A 24,681-nucleotide genomic window follows, 5' to 3' on the forward strand; every position below is an offset into this window, starting at 1 on the left:
CCTGTTTATTGAATACCGTCAATATAATTTTGCATACTGGCTAAAATAGCTTCAAAATCAGCCTGTAAATCCAGTGAATTATTCTTCAGGTTTTTTTCAAACTCTTCAGCAATATAATAACTTTTTTCCATTCCCATAACACTAATTTTATGTTTGAGCTTGTGAACACTACCCGCAGTAGCACTATAGTTATTGTCACCTAAAAAGCTTTTATAAGTGTCAATCTCTGTAGGTAGTTCACTTTTAATGGTGTCTATTAATTTTTGCCTAAAGGGAGCATCGTCTCCGGCAAGTTGGTCTATGTAGTTTAAATTAGGCTGTTCCATGATATTTAGGTATGGTGAAATAAAAAGAAGTGCCTTTGTTCTCAACACTTTCCAGCCAAACCTTACCACCGTAGTACATCACTATCTTTTTAACTATAGATAAACCTATACCTGATGATGGGTTTTCGCTGTCTAGTTTAGTAAAGATATTGAATATTTTTTCAAAATAAGCCTCTGCTATACCTTTTCCGTTGTCTTTTATACAAAATTCTATATCATACTTCTTTTCTTTTGAGCTTATTTCTATAACTCCATTCTCCTTATCGTTATATTTAATAGCATTTTCTATAAGGTTTTGGAACAGTTGTTTGAATTTGAAATTGTTACCCTGTATTTTAGGAAGCGTATTGTTTATTTTTATCTCAATATTTTTAGGTACGGGTACTGTTCTTAACAGTTCATCAAGCAGTAAATTAAAGTCCACCATTTTATCGTCGGTCTTTACTTTATCTATAGAGGAGTAGTCAAGAATTCCCTGTATGAGTAAGTCCATTTTCTCTACATTAAACTGCATAAGATCCAGTGATTTTATACCTTCCTGGCCTACCTTTTCGGCATTATCGTCCTTAAACCACTCAATAAGGGTACTTATGTTTCTAAGCGGAGCCTTAAGGTCGTGAGAGACCATGTGGGCATATTCGTTTAATGCTTGGTTTTGTGCTTCCAGACTTTGAAGTAACTGTTCTCTTTGCTCGTTTATTTTTATTATTTGTATAGACTGTTGCTTGATATAACCTGAAGGATCATAATTATTATCTCCCGAGTTATCTGAAGTTTCTGTATCATTATCCATATTCATAGAACTCAAAATAAACTCCAAATTGCTGTTAATCTCCTTTAGGCTGTCTGCCTCACGTCTTAATCTCTGATTAGCTTCAAAAAGTTCTTCAGAGCTTATGCGCATGGCGCGTTGCAGCATTGAGATCTGGTCCTCATAATTTATATAAGATTCCTGTACAGCCATTAAAAAGGCATCAATACCCTCAGGAATGTTTGGTCCTATATGTTTGGCTATCTGTCTTTTTATCAGGGAGTTTTTCATTCGCTAATTAATGTTAATGTCATTGTTTGGTTATGTAATTCACAAGATGTGGTATTTACAAAGGGAGCCATTTCCCCGTAGGAGTAAAATCCTGTTATAGTGGTAGTATCACCAATCATTTCTTTAACTTGTTCAATTTCTTCCTCCACGCGCTGGTTCATTACCAGTTTACGCCCTACACAACTAATTAGTAATGCAAGCTGAGGCATACTTTTACGGTTATGCATTGCATATAGAGCTGCTTTATTGGCACCTTCGGCAATTGCATCTACAGTGGCCATCATAAGCTGTACGTGGGATTCTTCCGGAGCATCTCCGGCAAGTATCATAGACTGTTTGTCGTTATCTATGTTTAATATTGTTCTTACCACTGGTTTTTCCTTACCCGGTATAGTAACATTAAGTGGGTAGAGTAGGGAGGCCTGAGGCAATTGTACGGCCTTGTCTCCTAAATATTTTTTGTATAAATCAAGGGCTGGCTGCCCGTCTATTTCATATAATACGTTTCCGTTTGATTTTGTAATAAGCCTTTCCGGTCCAAATGGTTGCCATCCGCCTACACTGGCAAAGCTAATATCAAGGGTATCCCCATAAAAACCCATTAGTATTACTTCGCCTTCTTTAGGGTTTTCTTTATAGGAAGTAAGAGTTTTTTCAAAGCGAGCATCGTCGCCACACATTCCTCCGGTTATACAAACGCTTTTATAAAGATCATGTTCCAGTCCGGCTATTAATGAGCTTCCGTTCACAAAACTTCCTTCACTAAGTACAAAAAGGTGTTTTAGGTTATCTTTAGGCATTTCATCATAAAGTATCTTACCCAGTTCGGCAGCATCTTTATTATAGTCCAGTATATTAGCACGTTTTATAATAAAAGAGCTTTTTTCAAATTCAATAGCAGTAACCGTTACCGATTTATCCAGAACATTAGTGTCTGCAATCTCTCCCGATGTGGAGCCAAATACCAAATGTTCATATGGAAATTCAGCTCTAATGTCTTCAATTACTTCGTCGTTTTCCAGTAAGTACCTGTTGCCAAAAACCAGTACCAACGGATTTTTAAGTATGTTCTTTTCGGAAATGTATTTCCACTTTCCGTTTTCTTTTTTGTATGCCTGTACTGTTTTCATGATACCTACTTATAAAGTTTAATATAAAAAACGGTGCCTGAGCCTAATTCACTTTCAATCCAGATTTTACCACCATAGTTATCTACAATCTTTTTTACTATGGATAGCCCTAACCCAGTAGATTTTTCGTTTTTGCTAAACGACTGGAATATTTTAAATATTTTTTCCTGATTCTCCTCAGCTATACCGGGACCATTGTCCCTTACAGAGAATATAAAACAGTCTTTAGCTTCCTCTACGTCAATACTAACAAGTCCTTCTTCCTTGTCTATATAGTTAACTGCATTACTTATAAGGTTTTGGAATAGTTGTTGTATTCTAAACCTGTCGGCTTTAAGTACCGGTAATGTGTTTTTGATTTGTACCTTTATGTGTTGGGGTATATGTATAATACTTATAATATTACTTACCACTTCCTGGATATTTACATTCTCCTTGGCGATATCGGTTTTATCAATTTTAGAATAAGTAAGCACCCCCTGGATAAGGTGATCCATTTTTTCCAGCTTGTCCTCAATCATGTTAAGATATTGGGTAGTTTGCTCTGTAAGCGCTCCCTCATTATCTTCTTTTATCCATGCAACAAGCGAGTTTATGCTTCGTAGTGGTGACTTAAGATCGTGCGATACGATTTGGGCATAATCTTCCAGCTCTTTATTGCTTTTGGCAAGGCTTTTAAGCAGTACTTCTTTTTGGCTTTCCAAAAGCTTTTTGTCTGTAATATCTTCTTCTATGGCAAAAAAACGAATAATTTCTCCCCAGTTATTGTATAGGGCCTGTCCCTGTATTTTTACCCAGTATTTTTTGTTTGATTTGGAATAGTTTATTATTTCGCAGTTAAAAGGTTCTCCTTTTTTTATCTGGTTGCTTAAGTAAGCTACTGTTTCAGGGTGGCTATCCGGTCCCTGTAATAATATGCCGGGTTTTTGTCCTATAAGTTCTTCTTTGGTATAGCCGGACATTTGTTCAAAACTGGAGTTTACCCATTCTATTTGCCCTTGCTTATCACATATTACAACCGAGTTAATGTTTTTTTCAGCAATTAGTGAAAGTAACACCAGTTGTTCTTCTTTCTCCTTTACTTCGGTCATGTCTTCAATCATAGCGAAGTACTGAAGTACATTTCCGTTATCATCATAAATAGGCTGACCTTTTGTTCTTGTCCAAAAGTAACTGCCATCCTTACGACCATGTGTTATCTCTACATCAAATGATTCACCTGTGTAAAAAAGGTCTATCATTTTTTGCAGAGCCGCCCTGTCGGTCGACTCTGTACGTCCTACTTCAATAGGAGTACGTCCCATAACTTCTTCACGGCTAAAGCCGGTCAGTTTTAAATAGGCATCATTACACCAAAATATCTGTGCATTTGGATGGGTAAAAACAATGGCATTTTCGTTTGCACTCGCCACTACCGATAGTTTGTTTAACTCCTCACGATCGGTTTTAAGTGCATTTTTCTGTTCATTGTTTATCCGCAAAAGCTCTTTGAGTTCCTGAGTAGTGGCTTCCTGAGTTTTTAGGATCTGTAATAAGTCGAGCAGCGGGTCATGGTTGGCAAAGTCGAAAATGGAAAGTTTCCTGGTTTTAACTTCCTCAACAGACATTAACCAAGGCGAACCCACAAACAGGAAATTATTTTCCAGAGGTTCAAATTGCCCGCGTAGTATGAGTTCTGATTGTTTTTTACTTTCCAGAATTACTAACTGGCTCAGGTTGTCTACAAGTATTTCCTGTGATATGTTTTCTGAATGTGGCCTTACGAGAGAAAAGTAATCAGGGAAGTATCCCCCTTTTTTAAGTGTACCGTCTACTTTCTGGATACTGTTCCCTAACGATTCAACCTCAAGGTTTTCGTTGAGTAGTATATAAAAGGGAAATATCCGATTAAAACTTTCGGAATTAAAATTAAACGTATGGCTTTTGTTCATAATTACCAATTGATTTTGAAAACTTCCTGAGGGCGGCTTTCATTAGGGGACTCAACGGTTTCTACGAATACTGTTTCATTAAAAATTTTAACCAAACCATCTATATAACCTATCAATAAATCCTTCATTCCGCTTTTGTTAGAAGTGTAATGCAGATATAAGCTGTTTGGGGCTACATTACTAATTCTAAATTCAGGCGGTGTTAATTCGGGATAAATCAACATAATCCTGTTATGAAAGTTAGGTAAATTTACTAAATAATCTTTGAGGTTTTCACCCCTGGACTCCATCAGGAATTTATATTTTTCAGAAAGTGTAAGCGAAATACGTTCTCCAAAACTCCTAAGTATATCTTTTATAGGGATTTGGGTATGGTTTGATACTGCTTTAGCTGTGGCTAAAATTAGTTCTTCATTATATGGCTGTTCAGCATCTAAAAAGGTTGGTTTAAGCGCACAATCTCTTTTCACTTTTGACCAAAGTGGCTCACCAAATGTAGAAACTACATAATCTTTTATTGCATTATTAACAAAGCCATACATACGTTTGTTATTGCGAAATTAATTCGTTTACGCTCCAATATTCAATTAGTTTTTTAACACGGTCTACATAATCCTCATATTTAAGTGGCTTCAGCAAATAACCGGCAATGCCAATTTTATAGCATTCCATTACATCTCTATGATTATTTGAGGTGGTAAGCACAATAGAAGGAATGTACTTAAGTACTTCATCTTTTTTAAGGATGCCTAAAAATTCAATTCCGTTAATTTTAGGCATATTAAGATCAAGGATAATAATATCCGGAATGATTTCTCTATCCTTAAGTATAGACAATGCTTCTTCTCCGTTATTAGCTTCAACTATCTTATGATTAAGATGCAGGGTTTTTAAAACCCTGTTAAACTTCATAACCTCTATAGCATCGTCTTCAATTAATAATATATTAAGTGCTCTTGCCATTTTAAAATTTGGAATCTGGAGTGTGTACAATTTTTACCAAGAACAAAATTACGGGACTCCGTAACCGTATATTTTTCTTTTCGATAACCGATATCTAATGTTCGGTGAATGGTAGTTGTGAAGCGACGAATGGTAATTTAGCTACTATAAGCGGTTTCTTACAATGAAAAACAAATGTTCAAGGGGTAAGATTTTGTTTTTCAGTTTTTTATATATTGTTTTGTTGGGTTTTTGGTATGTTATTTTGAACCGTTCGTCTATACTTATATGTCATTCGTCGAAATAGCTTTATTGGCTTTACATAAGTGTTGATATTTGCTTTAAAGATAAAAGATTAACTATTAGTTTTTTATCTGATTGTTTTTAGCTTTAAGAATTTATACCATTGTGCTATAAATTGAATATTCGGTTAAAGAATACTGGTGTGTAAAAGGAGCTTCTAAAGAGGCTCCTTTTTTTATGGCTTAGAGTAATTGACTTTCAGTTACGGTTAGCCTTTTTATAAGGGGCATTTTATCTATAGTAATTTGCCGATAGTCGAAATATGACCTTAACTTTTTTTACATCTCCCGACATTTGTAGTGTAATTGATGAACAGATAGAACTATTGTCATACTTATATGTCCCCAAAAATATTTATGATAATTAAATGGTTAATAAGAAAAAATAAACAGTTAGGATACACAATTAACTTATGTTTATTTTCAGGTGCCTCCTTCGGGAGGCTTTTTTTGTAGTTGTATTTTGGATTTTACTACAAATTAAATCTATTCGTCGGGCAAGTTTTAACTATTCGTCTATAGTAAAATTCCGTTCGTCGAAGAAAGTCTGTTTAGCTTCTCAAATCGTTTCATCTTTGCAGTAAATTATAGCAATAAGCAAAACAAAGTTATCGTATTTGTGCCCCCAAAAAATGATTATGATAATTTTATTTAGGTGAAGGATATAATGATTGGAATGTAATTGATTAATGCTTAGAAAAGCCTCCGTACGAAGGCTTTTCTGTTTTTTATATAGTTTTGAAGTAGTAATGATTTTTGTAGTTAAAAGCATACTGACAGAGAATAGCTTCCATTCGTCAACAGTTAACGCTTGCTAATCGAAAAAGAGGAGTAAAAGTTGCGATCCCGTTGGATATTTGCATTGTAATTAATGACAAACTAATAGCAGAGATATCGAAAATTATTGCCCCCAATGATAACCGATACCCCAAAAATACCGTTAATGCTTTTTCATTAAGCAAGTACAAAGAAATAACAGACACAGACTATTTGACTAAGCCCCCAGGAGGATAGAATGTTTTGATTAAGGTGAAAGAAATAATGATTAGAATGTAAATTGGTTAATGCTTAGAAAGCCTCCCTTGTGGAGGCTTTTCTGTTATTATAGAGGGTGGTGTTTAACCGTAGTATGAAATATAATTTAACATATTAGCGGAAGATATAACCCCGTTCGTCTACAGTTAAGGCTTGTTAATCGAAAAGTAGACATAAAAGTTTGAAACTTGACGGACATTTGTAATGTAATTAGCACTGAAACCCGGTAACAAAAGAATCAAAAATTATTGCCCCCAATGATGACCGATAACCCAAAAATACCGTAAATGTTTTTTTAGATGGTTAAGGTGATATTGCAAACAGAGATAAGAGTAATAAAGTTTATTAATGCTAAGGAGATTATGAAAGTACTAATTGTGGATAACGAAAGACATATACTAATGTCTCTTGGCAGATGCCTAAGCGACTTAGGTTATGATATAGAGTGCTGTGATAACGCTATAGATGCGAAACAGAGTTATGAAGCCTTTAGGCCTGACTTACTGATAGCAGATATTAGCCTGCCGGTAGCATACAGTGTAATGCCTTTTATAAACAAAAGCAGGGGTAACACAGCAGGATTGGAGCTTTTAAAGTATATAAGGCTTATTAAAAAGGAGTCTACACCGGTTATGGTTGTTTCATGCCATAGTGATGAAGGCGTGTTTAATAAGAGTTTTGAATTAGGAGTTAATGATTATGCTAAAATGCCACTTAGCATATCTGAAATAGAGGCAAGGGTTAAAAGACTTACAGGAAGTATGAGACTTTGTCTTAATTAAAAATAAAGATACTTCATAAATACTTGCAAATAGGTTTATGATAGTTTTATGGTTGGTTTGGTTGAGTAACACCCGTTAATGGCGGGTGTTATTTTTTTTAGAACCTTTTTTTAGCGCCAATACCTGCCGAGATTTGATTCCCTCTGGCATCTGGTGCATATTTTTGGTTTTCCAATCCGGCTTTTACATAAAATACATAGGTTTGACTTATAGTAGTCCTGTATTCTGCAGCTATATTGTTAGACTTTAGCTTATAGCTAAACGCTTCGCCATTAAGTAAGATATTGTTTTGTCCGTCTGGGTTAATGCCTGTTCCCAGCCTTAAGCTTAAATAATCATCAGGTCCGCCAAGGTAATAACGTGTAGTAAGCTGATAGGACTGACCTACCGAATCACTATTTGGAGTGATGTAAGCCCTTAAATTAAACCATAGGTTTTTATAATATTTCCCTACAGATGCGGTATAGGTCCAGGTTTGTTCTCCCGAAAAGCTAAGCATCCTGAAACCACCTTCGGCTTCAAAACCTTTTGGCAGGTTTGCAAATAATGAGAAGCCTGTTTTGTACTCAGGGAAAATCCCCTGATCGTCAGAAATACCGAAGTTCACAAAGGCATAAAACGTATTTGATATGCGAGGGTAAGATTCTATTTCAAACTGTAGTGCATCCATAGCAAACTTATTAGCATAATTAACACGTCCTGTTATAGTACCAAAACCTCCCTGCCTGGTGTAATCTACACCGGCAATATGCCAATCGTCATCAAAACGTTTATCAAAATGGTAGTAATCATAGTTAACACCTACAGCATTTTTAGAACTCATCATGCTTATTTTTTGGCTCAGTGTACGGGCATCGTTATTTTTTGGGTTTATTTCCAATAACGTTTTTAATGATTTGTTTGCCTCAGGGTACTTTCTCGAATCGCTTAATATTCTGGCTCTAAGCAATAGCAGTTCTTCTGATTTTGGATTTATGGACAAACCTTTATCTGTAAGCTGTAATGCTTTCTCATAATTTTTACTCCAATATTCCAAACTTCCGTAAGCAAGATAGGCATCTACATTGTTTGGGTATTTTTTTACTACATTGTCAAATGTATTGCGTGCATTTTCTGTTTGTCCATCCCACGTGTATAGTCTTCCTAAAAAAATGTTTAGGTCGGGATAATCAGGTGTTTGCTCTAATGCCTTTTGGGCAAGGGTAATAGCCTCTTTATAATTTTTATTATCAAAAGCCTGTGTGCGGGCTTCGGCATACAGTTCATCACTTTTTTGCTGTGCAAAGCCAGCAGGAGCAAACGTAAGCGCTGCCATTATATAAAGGCCTGCTATAATTGATTTTGTTATGTTGACGGAAATGATTTTCACACTAAAACTCTTTAAAAAATTATACTTGTTTTTTTTGTGGATTTGCCAATCCGGTACGGCTCATAGTACCCCATGAGTTTTTACCCCTTATAAGGTCGATGTTTCCTTTTATGGCAGCCCACATTACAAACGGATGATACAACAGAGGTTCTGCAAAAGCAGTTCCTACAAGCCTGAATATATACTTGGGTTTTTTATACTGTTGGAAGGAGTATTCCTCAAAGAAAATCGCCGTGATAGAATACAGTACTGAAAAGAAGTATACCACAGCAAAAAAGCTAAAGAAAATAGTCCAATCCAGTCTGCCTAATACATATAACAGTACTATAAAAAGTACCCCGAAGAATTCAATAATAGGGGCAAGCCACTCAAAAAACATCCAGTAGGGGGTACTTAGTACACCCAGTACCTTAAACTTTGGGTTAAAAAGCATTTTACGGTGAATCCAAAGTGTTTCCATAGTACCACGAGTCCATCGGTTACGTTGCCTGTGGAGAACCTTCCATTGCTGGGGTACCTCAGTCCAGCAAAGCGGATCGGGTATAAAACCTACAGTATACGGTTCCTTTTTCTCACGCATCATTCTGCGCATACGTACCAGGAGTTCCATATCTTCACCTACTGTTTTGGTGTTGTAACCGCCTACTTCAAGGGCTATTTTTTTATTGAACATACCAAATGCGCCTGATATAAGCAGGAGTCCGTCCAGCCTTGACCATGCCATACGCCCCATAAGGAAAGCCCTAAAATATTCAAGTATTTGTGCTCTTGCAAGGAACTTATCCGGCAGGCATACTTCAATAATACGTCCGTCCTCAATAATACACGAATTTGCCACACGGATAATACCGCCCGATGCAATTACTGTTTTCTCATTATTAAGGAAAGGATTTACCAGTTTAAGCAGTGCATCATCTTCCAAAATACAGTCAACATCTATACAGCAAATAAGATTGTGTTTACAGTTGTTTATACCTGCATTAAGTGCATCGGCTTTACCTCCGTTAGCTTTGTCTATAACCGTTAGGTTTTTATATGCTTTGTGAGTAGACATATATACACCTCTTATTTCCTGTGTAGCGATAGAGTTGTATCTAAGCGATTCGTCTTTAACAAGGTCAAAAGTATCAATAAGCTTTTGCAGGGTGTTATCTTTACTACCATCGTTAATAACCACAATCTCATAAGAAGGGTAGTTTACGGTTAGTAGTGATTTTACATTTTCTACCACGTTAGCTTCCTCATTATAAGCCGGAGCCAGTACCGAAACAGGTGGTAAAGAGCTGCTTTGTAACAGGGTAACATCATTTGTAGGGATGTTTTCCCTTTTATATTTTTTTATTTCCAAAAAGGAAAATATGGCAGCAAAAAGATAGCCTGATGATATTATACACGCATATATCAGGAAAAGCCAGCTCGCTATGTCAACTAAAAGATCGTAATTCATGGCTTTTTACTTTAAAAAATATTCTTCTGCTTTTAAATATTCAATTTTAATTTCCTCATTATCTCCATGTAGCTCATAAGATAATGTTTGAAGCTGGTTGTAGGAACCTACTTCTTTTATCAACTTAATTATCTCTTTTTTAATACTATTATTTTCAGAAGCAAAAATAGTAAGCACAATATCGACCGACTCATGGTTCCCCATTTTTCGCATACACCTTATAGCTTCTTTTTTAAGCGTCTCTTCAGGATGTTCCAAAAACGGAATCACTTTTTCTACATTTTCATACTGGTCAAAAGCTGAGATTTGCTTTATACAAAAGCCTATAACTGTAGGTTGTTTGTGGTTTAGCCACTTAGAGAAATCAGGGATTTCTTCCTTATAACCTTTAAGTGCATCTTCAATATGAATTTGCTGCCATATAGTTAATGGCTCTTCTAATCTGTATAAAAAGTTAAGTGGGTATTTTTGTGAGAGTTTTATAAAGTATAGTAAGGACTGTAACCTGACTCCAACGTTTTTGTCATTAAGGAGTCTAACAGCTATTGATTCCTGTATTTTTATCCCCATGTTAGACACTGTATGCATACCACGGGCACGCAGGTACCATTTCCTGCTGGCTATTTCCTTAAAAGCCAAACCATCCAGTTCCAACCTGAAAAATAGTTTTTTGATAGAGGCGTTTGCTTCTCCCTTAAAGTTTTGGCTGTATACAAGTATCTCTTTTGTGGTTACCTTTTTTTGAAGTTTACTCCTAACGTGGTGTGCCCTAAACTCTTCAATACTTGCCTCTTCAAACTCAGGATCAAAGAGGTATCCGTTAATAAAATCGGTAAGTTTTTCAACATGTTCAGCCTTTTTAATATTACGAAGGTTTTTATATACTCTTAAATAAAGGATAAACAAAATGAGCAACAATATTAAAAGCAGAAAAAGTAAACTGATTAATATATTCAGGTTTACTATCCACTCCAAACCACTGTTGTAATATATGTAGTCGTAAAACTTTTCCAATCTTCAAAAAAGTATTATGTTTTACCAAGGCTTCGCTTAACCCTTAATGACAGCTCATTAGGGCTAAAAGGTTTTGTGATAAAATCATCTACGCCCATAGTGAAGGCATCCATAATGATGTCTTCCTGTGTAGCTGTTGAAAGTACTATTATAGGTGTATTGGGAGTTTCTTTTTTAATATGCTCAATAAGTTGCGAGCCGGTAACAAATGGCAGCATCAAATCGGTTATCACTAAATCAAAGGCGTTGTTTTTAAGGGTGTCAAGCGCAACCCTTCCATCTACTGCAACAACAACATCATAACCGTCTTTATTCAGCTTGAATTCTAATGATTTTACAACCATTGGGTTGTCTTCCACTACCAGAATTTTCTTTTTCATAATTATATTAATTCAGGAAAATCGTTTTCCAGTTCGGTATTAATTTTATCAAATTGAGATTCAAGTTCTGTAACAAGTTCAGGCACTTCTTCTTTTGGAACTCTGTTGTTTAAAAGGTCACATATATGTACCGATGTTTTGTTTTCAAGCATCTCAAAAGAAGGTTTGATATTGTGGGCAATTTCTGCCACACTTTTAAAATCGTTTTGACCTAAAGCTTCTCTAAGCTGAATCAGCTTGTCTTTTACAGAGGTGCGGAATATTATTAGTGTTTCTTTAATGAACTCAAAATTACTGTCTGATATGGCATTTAGATAATCCAGTGAGTAAGCCTTGTCTGAAACTTCTTTTGGGACAAAGTTTTTTTCAATCAAATCGTTTATGATTTTGATGTCACTATTGGTTACCGGCTTTTTTATAAAAGCCATTTTATTTTGATAATGCTCTAATATTCCGTTTTCTCCTTCTTCTCCTAATACAAGAACAGGTACTTCGGTTTTTATTTCTGATTTAAGATAGTCAAAAGTCTGGTAAGCGCTAAGGGGAGAAGCATACTCATCCAGCATTAAAAGCTGAAAACTATCTTCCTTTTTTATTAATTGTATAGCGTCATAGCTGTTGTCACAATAAGTTACCTGCCAGTCTTCAGGAAGCAGTCTGGCGGCCTTTTCAGTATTATTGTCTTCAACAACTAAAATATTTAAATGCATGAAAGTGGGGATTTAATAATTAAAGTTAAATAAATTATGTAAAACCATTTTACCTGTTTGCTATAGGCATGTGGAGTTTTATGGTCTCTTTAATGGTGTCAAAAATAATAGGTTTGGTTATATAGTCATCCATTCCGGCATCAAGGCAACGTTCCCTTTCGCCTTTAAGTGCTCTTGCTGTAAGCGCGATGATAGGGATGTGGGTGTCGCTATCTTCCAGAGATCGTATTTTTTTTGTAGCATCAAAACCACTCATAACCGGCATTTGTATATCCATAAAAATAAGGTCTAAAGGCATGCTTCGGTATATTTTAACCGCTTTTTCTCCGTCTTCAGCCACTACAATATTAGCTTTAGGTAATACCTTTTGGATAATGGTTTTTGCCAAGAACTGGTTTACCGGATTATCTTCGGCAATAAGTATATTAATGGTTTGGTCTTCACGCTTGTTACCAGTTGCTACAATCTCATTAAAAGTTGTTTCCTCATCATCATTTATATGATTGATAAATTCAAATAACTGGTCTATCCTTATAGGTTTTGTAACCTCAAACCTAACATCCATGTCTTTACACATTTGTAACGACTTATTATCGATAACCGAACTGTGTAACAGTATTATAGGGAGTTTCTCTTTAGTTATGTGTAGTTTTTTTCTAATATGTGTTATAAGCTCTAAACCGTTTAGGTATGGCATATTAAAGTCAATAATAGCAAGGTCAAAGTTGTTTTCTTTTTCAAGAATTTCAAGCGCCTTAATACCGTTTATGGCACTAACCGAATTTACTTTACCAAAGGCAAGCATATCCCTTAATATGGTAAGGTTGTTCTCGTTATCATCTACAATAAGAACATTGTTTACCAGTTCGGTATTCTTTTCAGGGAAGTTTTCACCTACTTCGGTTTTAAACTTCACTTTAAAAGAGAATACACTTCCCTTATTCAGTTCGCTATCAACCTCAAGGCGGCTGTCCATAAGTTCCAGTAGCCTGTTGCTAATGGTTAGTCCAAGCCCTGTACCACCATATTTACGGGTAGTGGAGGAGTCTTCCTGATCAAAGGCATTGAATATTTTTTGCAGGTTATGAGGTGCAATGCCTATACCTGTATCACGAATAGAAAACTCAAACATCATTTCGTCATCGTCGTTTTCTATTTTCTTATTTCTAATTTTAAGTTCCACTTCACCTTTTTCGGTAAACTTGATGGCATTACCCAGCAGGTTTACTAAAATTTGCCTTAACCTAACCGAGTCGGCATAGATAAAACGTTGTACTTTTGGAGAAATGTCAAGCAGTAGTTCCAGCCCTTTTTCGTGAGCCTCATGCTTAATGATGTCAACCGTTTGTGAACATAGTTCAACCAAGTCGGTTTTATCTTCATTAAGTTCCAGTTTTCCGGCTTCGATTTTAGAGAAGTCCAGAATATCGTTTATAAGATCCAGTAATGAATGTGCCGAAGTATTAACCATTTGCATGTACTTCCTTTGCGTTTCATTCAGGTCGGTTTTCATTAACAGGTCGGTAAACCCTATAACACCGTTCAATGGTGTACGGATTTCATGCGACATGTTAGCCAGGAATTCTGATTTGGATTTATTGGCTGCTACCGCTTTTTGTTTTTCTTTCAAAATAGAAGCTTCCATTTCCTTAAGCTGGGTAATATCGGTAGCTATACCTACATATCCGGTAACTTCATCATACTTATTTCTAATGGCAGTTACCACCAGTTGTACCGGAAACCTGCTGCCATCTTTCTTTATATAAGTCCACTCATGTGAGTCATAATCCCCTAAGTTAGCTTTGTGTACAAAAACATCAAAGCCTTCAATGTTTTGATTGTATTGCTTTGAAAGCACTTTACCGCGCTCTTCAATCTCTTTTGTGTCGTGAATAGCACCAACATTAAAGGTTCCTATAACATCTTCGGCTATGTAGCCCAACAGGTTTTCGGCTCCTTTATTAAACTTTCTTACATAGCCAAAAAGGTCGGTTTCAATTATAGATACTTGTGTTGTAGCACCTAAAAGTCCTTCAAGTTCCAGTAGGCTGTTTTGAAGTTCTTCTTTGGCCTTAACCCTTTTTGTAATATCGTTTATTTGAGAAACAAAATACAGTGGTTCGTTTTTCTCATCTCTTATTAGCGATACATTAAGTAAACCGTATACTATACTGCCGTTTTTGTGAATGTATCGTTTTTCCAAACTATAATTGTCCTTTTTTCCTTCAAGAGTTTCCTTAAGCAACCTTAAATCGGCATCAAGATCAGTTTTATAGGTAATATCCTGAAAATTAAGGGTGACAAACTCATCTTTAGAGTAGCCTAGCATATTACAAAGACTTTTGTTAACCATAAGCCATTTTCCATCCAGCCCCACTAGTGCCATACCATTAGGGGAGTATTCAAACGCACTTTTAAAGCGCAGCGAATTTTCAAGAGCCTGATCTTCCAGTTTTTTTTGTGAAGTAATATCTTCTATATGGCTAATAATCATACTTTCAGAGTCATCTGTCGATTTAACAAAAGTTGCATTAACTTTGCCCAGCATGAGTTCTCCATTAGCTTTATAATAACGGCTTACAAGTGTATAATGGTCAATCTCTTCGTTTATAAGTCTTTGTCTGTATTCATTAGCTGTTTGAAGATCGTCAGGGTGTATAAGATCTTTATAAGTATAGTTTTGTACTATATTTGGCATATCAGCTTTACTAAACCCAAAAATTTGTATGGTAGCAGGATTTATATTAATAATTTTTCCGTTTACACCTACCAGTACCATACCAATGGAAGAATGGTTAAATATTTTTTCAAACCTTTCCTTTGCCTCTTTGTAGATAGCTTCCTGTTTTTTTCTTACTGATATATTCTGGAAAGCACCATATATCTTAACTACACTTCCGTTTTCATAAATAGGTTTTCCCATTGTTCTAATCCATATAGGATTTCCTTTTGCTGATATTATTTTTAATTCAGCATCAAATGGTTCTCCCTGTTCTACTGCAGCAGTAAAAAGCTCTATTATCCTGTCTCTGCTCCAGCCTTCCTCATAGAAGTTAATTGCAGTTTCTATTTCAGGTATATAATCTTTACTAACTTCATGGATTTGTTTTGTAGCTTTTGTCCAAAATATATTATTATTGGTTAAATCAACTTCCCAACCACCAATTTTAGCAACTTTACTTGTAGTATAAAATATATTTTTAAGCTTTTTAAGCTTTTTAATCTTACTTAAAAGTTTTTCCTGATTAAGGTTACGTTCCTTGTAATGTTTTATAATCAGTCTTATAGGCTTATCATTCTCATCATAAATAACCTTTCCTTTAGAGTGTAATATAACTTCATTATTGTCACTGTCGCTATAGGCAAAAATACCGTTGAAACCTTTTTCAGGTTTTTCTTTGCATTGCCTTATTAAGGTTAATGTCCTGTTTTTATCAAAGGTATTTATAGCCATACTCCAACGGTCAAAAACATCTTTGTCTTCGGGTTTAGAATGACCTATGGTTTTCCAAAAGGTGTCATTTATCCAGAAATGTCCCTGATGTTCAAGGTCACAAAACCATATACCATCAAGGGATTCTTTGGTTAACCAATTAAACAGTGAGAGATCTTTTAGCAGTATATCATTAAACTCTTTTTGTAGAGCAGAAGAGGATTGCAGCATAGTGTGTTGTTTAGTGGGGATATTATTTAATAAATGTAAAATTTTCTTTTGAAATAACAAGCCTCCACGGGCAATTTTGTGTTTTTTTCGGTGTTTGGGGCAGCTTTTTTCGGAGCGTATATACGATAGTTTTTAGTGTAGGGTTTTTAGATATTTTACACTTTTAGTTATAAAGTGTTGTTTTGTAGGTAAAGTATTGTAAAAAAAAACCTAACACCAAACCTGTTCTGTTTGTGTTTTCCTAAATTTGGGCATCAATAATCAAAAAGAGGCAGTTTTTTAGGCTAAAAAATATCCAGACTGTTTTCTTAAAACAATTTTAAAACCCCAAAAACAGCTCTTGCCTCACAGAGTCTTTTTATACGATGATATTAATTGTAGACGATTTATCTGAGAATCTTTTGGCGCTGAGAAAAACTCTTGAGGTCCACAATTTACAGGTAGATACAGCCCAATCGGGCGAGGAAGCCTTAAAAAAGATACTCAAACAAAATTATTCCTTAATAATACTTGATGTACAAATGCCGGGTATGGATGGCTTTGAAGTAGCCGAGATTCTTGCCGGTAGTAACAGGACAAAAGATATTCCCGTAATATTCCTTTCGGCAGTAAACAAACAAAAAAGGTTTATTTCTAAGGGGTATGAAACCGGAGGGGTGGATTATATCACTAAACCGGTAGATCCTGATTTACTTATACTCAAAGTAAAGACTTTCCTTAAATTATCTGAACAGAAAACCGAACTCAAAAATATTAGAGACATACTTTCTAAAGAGGTTGAAATAAGAAAGGCGGCCGAGGAAAACCTTGAAGCAAAAGTGGAGGAAAGAACCAGGGAGCTTATTAAGAAGAACGAAGAACTGGAATTTAGAAATCACGAACTGCAACAGTTCTCATGGGTGGTTTCGCACGACTTGAAAGAGCCTATACGTAAGATAGAAATGTTTATCAAAATGATAAAGGAACGCTATCTTACAGATGATGAAAAGGCTTTGGATTATGTTGATCGAACAGTTAGAGCAGCCCAGAGGATGTCTAAACTGATTACCGATTTGCTGGATTATTCAAGGCTCTCATCTGATGTGGCACCTGAGCAGACTGATGTTAATGCAGTGGTAGATGAGGTGGTTACTGATTTGGACTATCTTATTGAAGAAGGCAATGCTATTGTAATTAAAAAGGATTTACCTAAGGTTACAGGCGTACCAAGCCAGTTGAGGCAGGTGTTTCAAAACCTGCTTAGTAACTCGCTAAAGTTTACTAAAAAGGATGTTAGTCCTGTTATACAAATAACCGGAGAGATAATAGCCGATAAGCATATTGATGCTCCGGCAGATGCTAACGGGACTTATTGCCGTATTACGGTAAGAGATAACGGGATTGGTTTTGATGAACAGTATTTGGATAAGATATTTATTATTTTCCAGAGTCTTAACGACCGAAAAAAATATGAAGGCACAGGTATAGGCCTTGCCATAGCTAAAAAAATAATCGAAAAACATAACGGACTCATATCTGCAAAAAGTACTCCGGGTCAAGGGGCTACTTTTTTAATTGTGCTACCGTTATAACAGTAATAATATGGATAGTAATTTTAAACGGAATCTTGGAATTTTTTTTGGGCTTTCACTCTTTATACTAATAGTGAGTTCGGTAGCATCATATGTGAGTATTACCAGCTTACTAAAAAGTAACGGTAATGTAAACCATACTCAGGAAGTTATTTATAATATTAATGATGGTGCTACGGTTTTGATAGATGCCCAAACCAGTGTAAGAGGCTTTTTGGTATCGGGTAAGCAAAGTTTTTTAGAGCAGTATACCAATGCTGAGATTAACTCAAATAATATATTTGAAAACATTACAAAACTAACGGCAGATAATCCTTTACAGCAACAAAGCCTGCAGGAACTGAAACCGTTAAGAAGCGAGTTTTTTGATTATCTGCAAAGCCTGATAAAAGAAAAAACAAGAGGAGAAACCACACTATCTGGTGACTTGGATCAGGGTAAAAAACTTATGGATCGCATGCGTGTTATTTTAAAACGTATGGAGAGTCAGGAACTGGAGCTTTTAAAACAACGTAATGCCACTGCCGAAACTTATGGTTCAACCAGTACTATATTGATTGTTGTTGCAGCTATCCTTGCACTTTTAATAAGTATTTCCTTTTTTATGCGCATTCTTAAAGATTATAATGAGAGGGCTAAACTGCACAAGGAGCTTAGGAATAAGGACGTTATAATGGCCGAAAGGATACGTGTTATTAGTGATATTGCTTCACAAATTGCTCAGGGGAATTATGAGATAGAAGTAGACGATAGTGAGAAAGATGCCCTAGGTACGGTAGCCTATTCACTTAATAATATGGCACGCTCACTAAACAGCTCATTTAAATCTCTTTCTGATAAGGAGTGGCTACAGGCAGGTGTTGCCGAACTTAACGAGGTAATGATTGGTGAGAAAACACTGGAAGAACTTACCAATGATATAATAGAATATATAGCCGAATATACAGAAGGAGCAGCAGGTGTTATCTACCTGTGTGAAGGTGAGGAGTTGTACATGATATCGGGTTATAGTTATGGAGGTAGTAAAAGAGACCGACTTAATGTAGGCCAAGGTATTACCGGGCAGGCAGTAACATCGGGCAAAGTACTAGAACTTAAATCACTGTCGGAAAACGATATTACCATTTCCTATGCCTTAGGCGAAGTTAAGCCTAAGCATGTAGTTGCTGTTCCGTTAGTGGATGATAAAGTTATAGGGGTAGCCGAACTGGCTTCGGTAAACGAATTTACTTCTCGTGATATGGAGTTTTTAAAATCGGTAGCCAATAATATTGGTATAGCGATTAAGGCATCTCAAAACAGGCAGAGAATACAGGAACTACTGGAAGAAACACAGGCACAGTCGGAAGAGCTTATTATTCAGCACAGTGAACTGGAAAACATTAATGCCGAACTGGAGGCACAAACCTCTAAACTTCAGGCGTCAGAAGAAGAGCTAAGGGTACAGCAGGAAGAACTTCAGCAAACCAATGAGGAACTTGCCGAAAGAAGTACGTTACTGGAAGAAAGGAATATGGAAATTCAGAAGAAAACCGAAGACCTTGAACTTAGTACAAGATACAAGTCGGAATTCCTGGCAAACATGTCACATGAGCTTCGCACACCGCTTAACTCAATATTGCTTTTAAGCAGACTGCTTTCTGAAAATAATGATAAGAATATGACCGATGAGCAAATAGAGTTTGCGAAGGTTATACAAAGTTCAGGTAACGGACTGTTGGGGCTGATTGATGAGATTTTAGATCTTTCTAAAATCGAGGCAGGTAAAATGGAAGTTGAGTTTCTGGATGTTTCGGTTAGGGAAATTAACGAAGGGTTAAAAAATCTTTTTGCCGAAGTAGCTAAAGAAAAGAATATAGAGTTCCTTATAGATGATAAAGATGCTCCACTGGTGGTGAAAACAGACAAAATGCGACTGGATCAGATATTAAAGAACCTTATTTCTAACGCCATTAAGTTTACGGCAGAAGGTTCGGTAACCCTGCAAATCAAAAAGGTTAAGGATAATGATAAGTTAGTATCTTTCACTGTGAAAGATACAGGTATAGGTATACCGCGTGAAAAACAACCCCTTATTTTTGAAGCATTCCAACAGGCCGATGGTTCTACCAAACGTAAATATGGCGGTACCGGGCTGGGGCTTTCTATTAGTAGGGAACTGGCAAAACTGCTGGGTGGTGAAATTACTTTGGTTAGTGATATTAATAAAGGTAGTGAGTTTACACTTACCATACCTGTGCTGGGTGCGGCATCCGGCAGGCTAATCGTTACCAAGCCAACTATGGTAGCTGCTAAAGAAAAAATAGAAGAACTGACAGAGACAACTGCTAAACCAGTGATTGAAGATAAGTATGTAAGCCCTGTAATACCAGATGATGTACCCGATGACAGGGATGAGGTAAACGATGGCGATAAGGTGATACTTATTGTGGAAGATGATACTAATTTCGCCAAGTCATTACTGGAGTTTACCCATCAGCGAGGTTATAAAGGAGTAGTATCGGTTAGGGGAGATGAGGCACTTAACCTGGCATTAAAATACAAACCTATAGGAGTATTACTGGATATTCAGCTTCCGATAAAAAGCGGCTGGGAAGTAATGGAAGAGTTAAAAAACAATGTACTTACCAAGCATATCCCGGTACACATAATGTCGTCTTACAAAGTGAAGCAGGAAAGCCTTTTAAAAGGTGCTGTAAACTTTTTGGACAAGCCTGTAGCTTATGAACAGATACCTGATGTTTTCAGGAAAATTGAACACATTGTAAACAGGGATTCGCAAAAAGTACTAATCATAGAAGATAACCCTAAACACGCAAAAGCCCTGGCTTACTTCCTTGAAACCAATGATATAAAATCAGAGATTAAGAGTGAAGTGAATGATGGTGTTACTGCATTACAGGGCGCTAATGTAGACTGTGTAATACTTGATATGGGAGTTCCCGACAAACAGGCCTATGAACTGCTTGAAAATGTGAAAAACGAGTCGCTTGATAATATTCCGGTTATTGTGTTTACAGGTAAGAGCCTTTCTATGAAAGAGGAACTTAAAATTAAAAAGTATGCCGACTCCATAGTGATAAAAACGGCCCATTCGTATCAGCGAATGCTGGATGAGGTTTCGCTTTTCCTTCACCTAGTGGAGCAAAACAAAAAGGGAAATAATAAAAAGAACAAAAACTTTAATACACTCAATAATATCCTTAATGGTAAAACGGTGCTTGTGGTAGATGATGATGTACGAAATATTTATTCGCTAACCAAAGCGCTTGAAGTGCTTAAAATGAATGTATTAACGGCTATAGACGGTAAGGAAGCACTTAAGGTTTTAGAAGAGCGCCCTGATGTAGATATAGTACTACTGGATATGATGATGCCTAATATGGATGGCTATGAAACAGCTACCCGAATAAGGCAAACCAAAAATATTAAAGACCTTCCGGTTATTGCCGTTACGGCAAAAGCCATGACGGGAGACAGGGAAAAATGTATCAATGCAGGAGCTTCTGATTATATAACCAAGCCGGTAGATGTAGATCAGCTACTTTCATTATTAAGGGTATGGCTTTACGATAAAGCCTGATAAAACAAAACTAATGAGTAAAAAAGTTTTAATAATAGACGACGATGCCAGAAATATTTTTGCATTAACGGCAACGTTAAAGGCCAAGTCGTTTGAGTGTATGTCCTGCGGCGGAGCCGAAGAGGCGATAGAAATGCTAAAGGGCAATACCGGGGTAGATGTTGTATTAATTGATATGATGATGCCCGATATGGATGGTTATGAGGCTATACCGCTTATAAAGGAAATACCACACAGGCAGTTATTACCGGTAGTTTCGGTTACGGCACAGGCTATGGCAGGCGATAGGGAAAAATGTCTTGAAGCGGGGGCTGATGCCTATATTTCCAAACCTATTGATGTAGATAAATTATTACTTTTATTAAATACCATATAAAACTGTATGATTAGTGACCGTGAACTTGAAGTTTTGATAAATGAGGTGTTTGAATATTATGGTTACGACTTTAGTGGCTACTCTAAAGCTTCTTTAAAAAGGCGTGTAGAAAGGTTGTACCAGATAGATGGGATATCCCGTTTTTCTGATGTGCTTTCTAAAATAAGGAGTGAAGAGGGGTATGTAAAACATTTGGTCGAGGAGATAACGGTTAATGTTACCGAGATGTTCAGGGACCCTTCGTTTTACAAATTGCTGCGTGAAGAAATTGTACCGGTACTGGCTACTAAACCTTTTATAAGGATATGGCATGCCGGCTGTTCAACAGGGGAAGAGGTATACTCTATGGCAATATTACTTAAGGAAGCCAACTTACTGCACAAATCATTACTGTATGCAACAGATATAAATTCGGTTGTTTTAGATACAGCAAAAAAAGGTTTGTTTCCGCTAAGGATGATTAAGCAGTATGCAGAAAATTACAGGCTTTCGGGAGGTAGTGAAGATTTTTCCGATTATTATACGGCAAACTATGGACTGGCGAAGTTTAGTTGTGAATTAAACGAAAAAATGGTGTTTTCGCAACACAATCTGGTTTCAGATGCTTCGTTTAATGAGTTTGACTTAATAATGTGCCGTAATGTGCTTATTTACTTTGATAAGCATTTGCAGGATAGAGTGCTAAGATTGTTTGACAGTAGCTTATCATACTTAGGTTATTTGGCATTGGGTACTAAGGAAACCATTAAGTTTTCTACCGTTCAGGATAAATTTCAGCAACTTAACAGGGAGAAGATATGGAAGAAAGTAAAATAATTTCAGGATGTAAGGCGCTACTTATAGGAGGTTCGGCCGGAAGTCTTGAAGTACTTATAGAAGTACTCCCCAAACTGGAGCAACTTAATTCTTTTGCCCTTATAATAGTGCTACACCGCAAAAGCGGTGAGGATAATTTATTGGAAAACCTCATATCCATAAAAACTCCCATCCCTATTATGGAAGTGGAAGACAAGGTTCCGGTAGAACCTGGATACATATACATAGCTCCGTCTGACTATCATCTGCTTTTTGAAAAAGACGAAACCATATCGTTAGACATATCTGAAAAGGTAAATTACAGTCGTCCCAGTATTGATGTTGCTTTTGAGTCGGCGGCCGATATTTACGGATCTTCACTTGCAGCTATATTACTCTCGGGAGCAAATGCAGATGGTACTGCAGGACTTCAGGCTATAAAAGAATCGGGAGGGATAACAGTAGTACAAAAACCCGATAGTGCCGAGGTGGCTTATATGCCGGAGTATGCGATAGAGAATATGAGTCCGGATCTTGTTTTAGATATAAAGCAAATACTTGAATTTGTTAAGAATATAAATACTTCAAAATAATATCTTTCTGATATAAGAACGATTACTGTATTAAAGTTTTCTAAAGACATAAAAAATCGACTTTAACATTTTTACAAAAGTTTATCTTTGCAGGAGAAATTGATATTTATGGTTGTAAGGTTTATTATATCATTTGCTTGTTTGTTATTCTTTTCAGAAACTACCATAGCTCAGATTGTCACTGATACTGAAAAGATTTTTACGGAAAATAGTAATGGTTACTACAATAATCCTGTACAAAGTATCAAGACGGCCGAATATCTTCTTAAAAATGCTAAAACAAATGCAGACAAGGTAAAGGCCTACTACCTGCTTTCTGAAAGTAAATTTCTTACTGATGATTTCAGTGAAAGTATTGAGTCTCTTTTTAAGGCTAATTTTTTAGCGGATTCCGACGATGATTATTCCCTTAAAAGTTTGGTATATATTACCATTTCTTCCCGTTGCCGTTTTTTTGGTATTGAAGACAGGGCGTCATCATATATTGCAAGAGCAGAAGAACAGCTAACACATATAGAGGATGCAGATGCTAAAACAGTGATTGAGACCAAAATTTTATATGAAAAAGCCGGTGTATTAATTAAGTCCAAACAATATAGTGAGGCTATTAATGTACTTTCATCGGCTAATAAGATATTGGAAAACGGTAAGAAGAATCATCCTGTTTTAAAAGCAAAAGTGAGAAAGGCGCTTGCTAATGCATCTTTTTTAGCATCTGATTATGTAGCAGCAGCAAACCATTATCAAAAATGTATTGATATTTTAAAAGAAATAGGATTTGAGTTTTCATCAATAGCGGCTTGTGTCTATAATGGTATGGGGCAAATAGCTATTAAAAACAATCAGTATGATGTGGCGCAGGCTGCTTTTGAGGCAGCACTGGCCTGTAATGTAATTGAGTCGTGGGTAAAAGCAGATGTGTACCAAAATCTTTCGGAATTATATTTAAAAACTGATAATAAGGAGTTGTATAGTGAAAGTTCCTTAAAGCATAAAGAAGTCTCTACAGCGCTTATCTGGAAGGAGCGTGATGCCAGAAACACTCTGATAATTGAAATAGAAAAAGAACAAAATATCGTTATTAATAAGGATATGTCCAGATACACCACTATGTTTGTTGGTATGTTACTGGTTTTTGCGATTGTATTTATAGCCTATTTTGTGTATAACAAAAAACTGGATGACGAATATAATAAGTTTGAAAAACTGTTGTCCAGAATTGAAGCTACTAAAGTTAGTACTGATTTTGCATTGTCTGCAGATGAAGTAACAACTAAAGTTGAGGGAAAAGTACTGGCTATATCAGAAAAAACAGAGCAGGCTGTACTGGAAAAGCTTAAAGAGTTTGAAAGGGGAGATGAGTTTACTAATCCTAATATGTCATTGCAACTTTTGGCAAAGAGAGTTAAAACCAATTCAAAATACCTGTCAGATATTATTAATAATAATAAAGGTAAAAACTTCAATGCCTATATAAATGATTTACGCATTAATTATATAGTAGCCCTGATGCAGTCTGATAAAAAATACCTTACTTATAAGGTAAGTTACCTGGCAGAAATTTGTGGTTTTTCTTCACACAGCGCATTCACTGTAGTGTTTAAATCGGTTACAGATTTAACCCCAAAACAGTTTATAAACTTTCTTAAAAAGAAAATAGATAAAGAAAAGGAGTCTGCTTAAAATAAT

At 36.1% G+C, this 24,681-nt stretch carries 19 protein-coding genes; 7 read left to right on the top strand and 12 right to left on the bottom strand.

Annotation, left to right across the window (positions count from 1 at the left end; genetic code table 11):
- Positions 1-5 precede the first annotated feature (5 nt).
- From V3Z67_RS15995 to V3Z67_RS16020, 6 genes are read right to left on the bottom strand one after another with little or no spacing between them, the layout of a single operon-like run.
- The gene (locus tag V3Z67_RS15995; protein WP_330444270.1) at positions 6-326 is read right to left on the bottom strand and encodes an Hpt domain-containing protein; all 321 of its coding nucleotides are present in this window, start codon (positions 324-326) and stop codon (positions 6-8) included.
- Positions 313-1,368, bottom strand: coding sequence for a sensor histidine kinase (locus V3Z67_RS16000; RefSeq protein WP_330444271.1), 1,056 nt, complete (start codon positions 1,366-1,368; stop codon positions 313-315). The genes V3Z67_RS15995 and V3Z67_RS16000 overlap by 14 nt, the downstream gene beginning before the upstream one ends.
- Entirely contained in the window at positions 1,365-2,498 is a 1,134-nt protein-coding gene (locus V3Z67_RS16005) for an FIST signal transduction protein (protein ID WP_330444272.1), read from the bottom strand. The genes V3Z67_RS16000 and V3Z67_RS16005 overlap by 4 nt, the downstream gene beginning before the upstream one ends.
- A 5-nt stretch (positions 2,499-2,503) precedes the next feature.
- The gene (locus V3Z67_RS16010; protein WP_330444273.1) at positions 2,504-4,429 is read right to left on the bottom strand and encodes a PAS domain S-box protein; all 1,926 of its coding nucleotides are present in this window, start codon (positions 4,427-4,429) and stop codon (positions 2,504-2,506) included.
- 2 nt (positions 4,430-4,431) lie between these two features.
- Positions 4,432-4,971, bottom strand: a complete 540-nt coding sequence (locus V3Z67_RS16015) for a heme NO-binding domain-containing protein (RefSeq protein WP_330444274.1) — start codon at positions 4,969-4,971, stop codon at positions 4,432-4,434.
- A 7-nt stretch (positions 4,972-4,978) separates the two neighbouring features.
- Complete coding sequence (locus V3Z67_RS16020; protein WP_330444275.1) at positions 4,979-5,392, bottom strand: response regulator; 414 nt, start codon at positions 5,390-5,392, stop codon at positions 4,979-4,981.
- Positions 5,393-7,070: 1,678 nt separating this feature from the next.
- Between V3Z67_RS16020 and V3Z67_RS16025 the strand changes: the two genes are divergently transcribed.
- Entirely contained in the window at positions 7,071-7,490 is a 420-nt protein-coding gene (locus V3Z67_RS16025) for a response regulator (RefSeq protein WP_330444276.1), read from the top strand.
- A 97-nt stretch (positions 7,491-7,587) separates the two neighbouring features.
- On the opposite strand, the gene V3Z67_RS16030 is transcribed toward V3Z67_RS16025, so the two are convergent.
- Genes V3Z67_RS16030 through V3Z67_RS16055 form a run of 6 tightly spaced genes read right to left on the bottom strand, consistent with a single transcriptional unit; the run spans position 7,588 to position 16,074 of the window.
- Positions 7,588-8,859, bottom strand: a complete 1,272-nt coding sequence (locus tag V3Z67_RS16030) for a YaiO family outer membrane beta-barrel protein (protein ID WP_330444277.1) — start codon at positions 8,857-8,859, stop codon at positions 7,588-7,590.
- Positions 8,860-8,878: 19 nt separating this feature from the next.
- Positions 8,879-10,306 (bottom strand): glycosyltransferase family 2 protein, encoded by a 1,428-nt coding sequence (locus tag V3Z67_RS16035; RefSeq protein WP_330444278.1) that lies wholly within the window; start codon positions 10,304-10,306, stop codon positions 8,879-8,881.
- 6 nt (positions 10,307-10,312) lie between these two features.
- Positions 10,313-11,320, bottom strand: a complete 1,008-nt coding sequence (locus tag V3Z67_RS16040; RefSeq protein WP_330444279.1) for a HEAT repeat domain-containing protein — start codon at positions 11,318-11,320, stop codon at positions 10,313-10,315.
- Between the two features lie 14 nt (positions 11,321-11,334).
- Entirely contained in the window at positions 11,335-11,700 is a 366-nt protein-coding gene (locus tag V3Z67_RS16045) for a response regulator transcription factor (protein ID WP_330444280.1), read from the bottom strand.
- 2 nt (positions 11,701-11,702) lie between these two features.
- A complete protein-coding gene (locus V3Z67_RS16050) occupies positions 11,703-12,410 on the bottom strand; it encodes a response regulator (RefSeq protein WP_330444281.1) in 708 nt (235 codons plus the stop codon).
- A gap of 49 nt (positions 12,411-12,459) precedes the next feature.
- Entirely contained in the window at positions 12,460-16,074 is a 3,615-nt protein-coding gene (locus V3Z67_RS16055; RefSeq protein ID WP_330444282.1) for a PAS domain-containing hybrid sensor histidine kinase/response regulator, read from the bottom strand.
- Positions 16,075-16,439: 365 nt separating this feature from the next.
- Between V3Z67_RS16055 and V3Z67_RS16060 the strand changes: the two genes are divergently transcribed.
- The 6 genes from V3Z67_RS16060 (at position 16,440) to V3Z67_RS16085 (ending at position 24,675) form a co-directional block, all read left to right on the top strand.
- Entirely contained in the window at positions 16,440-17,645 is a 1,206-nt protein-coding gene (locus V3Z67_RS16060) for a sensor histidine kinase (protein WP_330444283.1), read from the top strand.
- A 10-nt stretch (positions 17,646-17,655) separates the two neighbouring features.
- Positions 17,656-21,228, top strand: coding sequence for a response regulator (locus V3Z67_RS16065; protein ID WP_330444284.1), 3,573 nt, complete (start codon positions 17,656-17,658; stop codon positions 21,226-21,228).
- Between the two features lie 13 nt (positions 21,229-21,241).
- Positions 21,242-21,604, top strand: a complete 363-nt coding sequence (locus tag V3Z67_RS16070) for a response regulator (RefSeq protein WP_330444285.1) — start codon at positions 21,242-21,244, stop codon at positions 21,602-21,604.
- Between the two features lie 6 nt (positions 21,605-21,610).
- The gene (locus V3Z67_RS16075) at positions 21,611-22,420 is read left to right on the top strand and encodes a CheR family methyltransferase (RefSeq protein WP_330444286.1); all 810 of its coding nucleotides are present in this window, start codon (positions 21,611-21,613) and stop codon (positions 22,418-22,420) included.
- Positions 22,402-22,992, top strand: a complete 591-nt coding sequence (locus tag V3Z67_RS16080) for a chemotaxis protein CheB (RefSeq protein WP_330444287.1) — start codon at positions 22,402-22,404, stop codon at positions 22,990-22,992. Before V3Z67_RS16075 ends, V3Z67_RS16080 begins: the two co-directional genes overlap by 19 nt.
- A gap of 108 nt (positions 22,993-23,100) precedes the next feature.
- Positions 23,101-24,675 (top strand): AraC family transcriptional regulator, encoded by a 1,575-nt coding sequence (locus V3Z67_RS16085; protein WP_330444288.1) that lies wholly within the window; start codon positions 23,101-23,103, stop codon positions 24,673-24,675.
- Positions 24,676-24,681 lie beyond the last annotated feature (6 nt).

The sequence above is a fragment of the Flavobacterium sp. C4GT6 genome, assembly GCF_036347315.1.
Taxonomy (GTDB): Bacteria; Bacteroidota; Bacteroidia; order Flavobacteriales; family Flavobacteriaceae; genus Flavobacterium.

Coding starts and splice junctions, on each gene's coding strand:
- V3Z67_RS15995 (WP_330444270.1), bottom strand. CDS start 326: ATGGAACAGCCTAATTTAAACTACATAGACCAACTTGCCGGAGACGAT.
- V3Z67_RS16000 (WP_330444271.1), bottom strand. CDS start 1,368: ATGAAAAACTCCCTGATAAAAAGACAGATAGCCAAACATATAGGACCA.
- V3Z67_RS16005 (WP_330444272.1), bottom strand. CDS start 2,498: ATGAAAACAGTACAGGCATACAAAAAAGAAAACGGAAAGTGGAAATAC.
- V3Z67_RS16010 (WP_330444273.1), bottom strand. CDS start 4,429: ATGAACAAAAGCCATACGTTTAATTTTAATTCCGAAAGTTTTAATCGG.
- V3Z67_RS16015 (WP_330444274.1), bottom strand. CDS start 4,971: ATGTATGGCTTTGTTAATAATGCAATAAAAGATTATGTAGTTTCTACA.
- V3Z67_RS16020 (WP_330444275.1), bottom strand. CDS start 5,392: ATGGCAAGAGCACTTAATATATTATTAATTGAAGACGATGCTATAGAG.
- V3Z67_RS16025 (WP_330444276.1), top strand. CDS start 7,071: ATGAAAGTACTAATTGTGGATAACGAAAGACATATACTAATGTCTCTT.
- V3Z67_RS16035 (WP_330444278.1), bottom strand. CDS start 10,306: ATGAATTACGATCTTTTAGTTGACATAGCGAGCTGGCTTTTCCTGATA.
- V3Z67_RS16045 (WP_330444280.1), bottom strand. CDS start 11,700: ATGAAAAAGAAAATTCTGGTAGTGGAAGACAACCCAATGGTTGTAAAA.
- V3Z67_RS16050 (WP_330444281.1), bottom strand. CDS start 12,410: ATGCATTTAAATATTTTAGTTGTTGAAGACAATAATACTGAAAAGGCC.
- V3Z67_RS16055 (WP_330444282.1), bottom strand. CDS start 16,074: ATGCTGCAATCCTCTTCTGCTCTACAAAAAGAGTTTAATGATATACTG.
- V3Z67_RS16060 (WP_330444283.1), top strand. CDS start 16,440: ATGATATTAATTGTAGACGATTTATCTGAGAATCTTTTGGCGCTGAGA.
- V3Z67_RS16065 (WP_330444284.1), top strand. CDS start 17,656: ATGGATAGTAATTTTAAACGGAATCTTGGAATTTTTTTTGGGCTTTCA.
- V3Z67_RS16070 (WP_330444285.1), top strand. CDS start 21,242: ATGAGTAAAAAAGTTTTAATAATAGACGACGATGCCAGAAATATTTTT.
- V3Z67_RS16075 (WP_330444286.1), top strand. CDS start 21,611: ATGATTAGTGACCGTGAACTTGAAGTTTTGATAAATGAGGTGTTTGAA.
- V3Z67_RS16080 (WP_330444287.1), top strand. CDS start 22,402: ATGGAAGAAAGTAAAATAATTTCAGGATGTAAGGCGCTACTTATAGGA.
- V3Z67_RS16085 (WP_330444288.1), top strand. CDS start 23,101: ATGGTTGTAAGGTTTATTATATCATTTGCTTGTTTGTTATTCTTTTCA.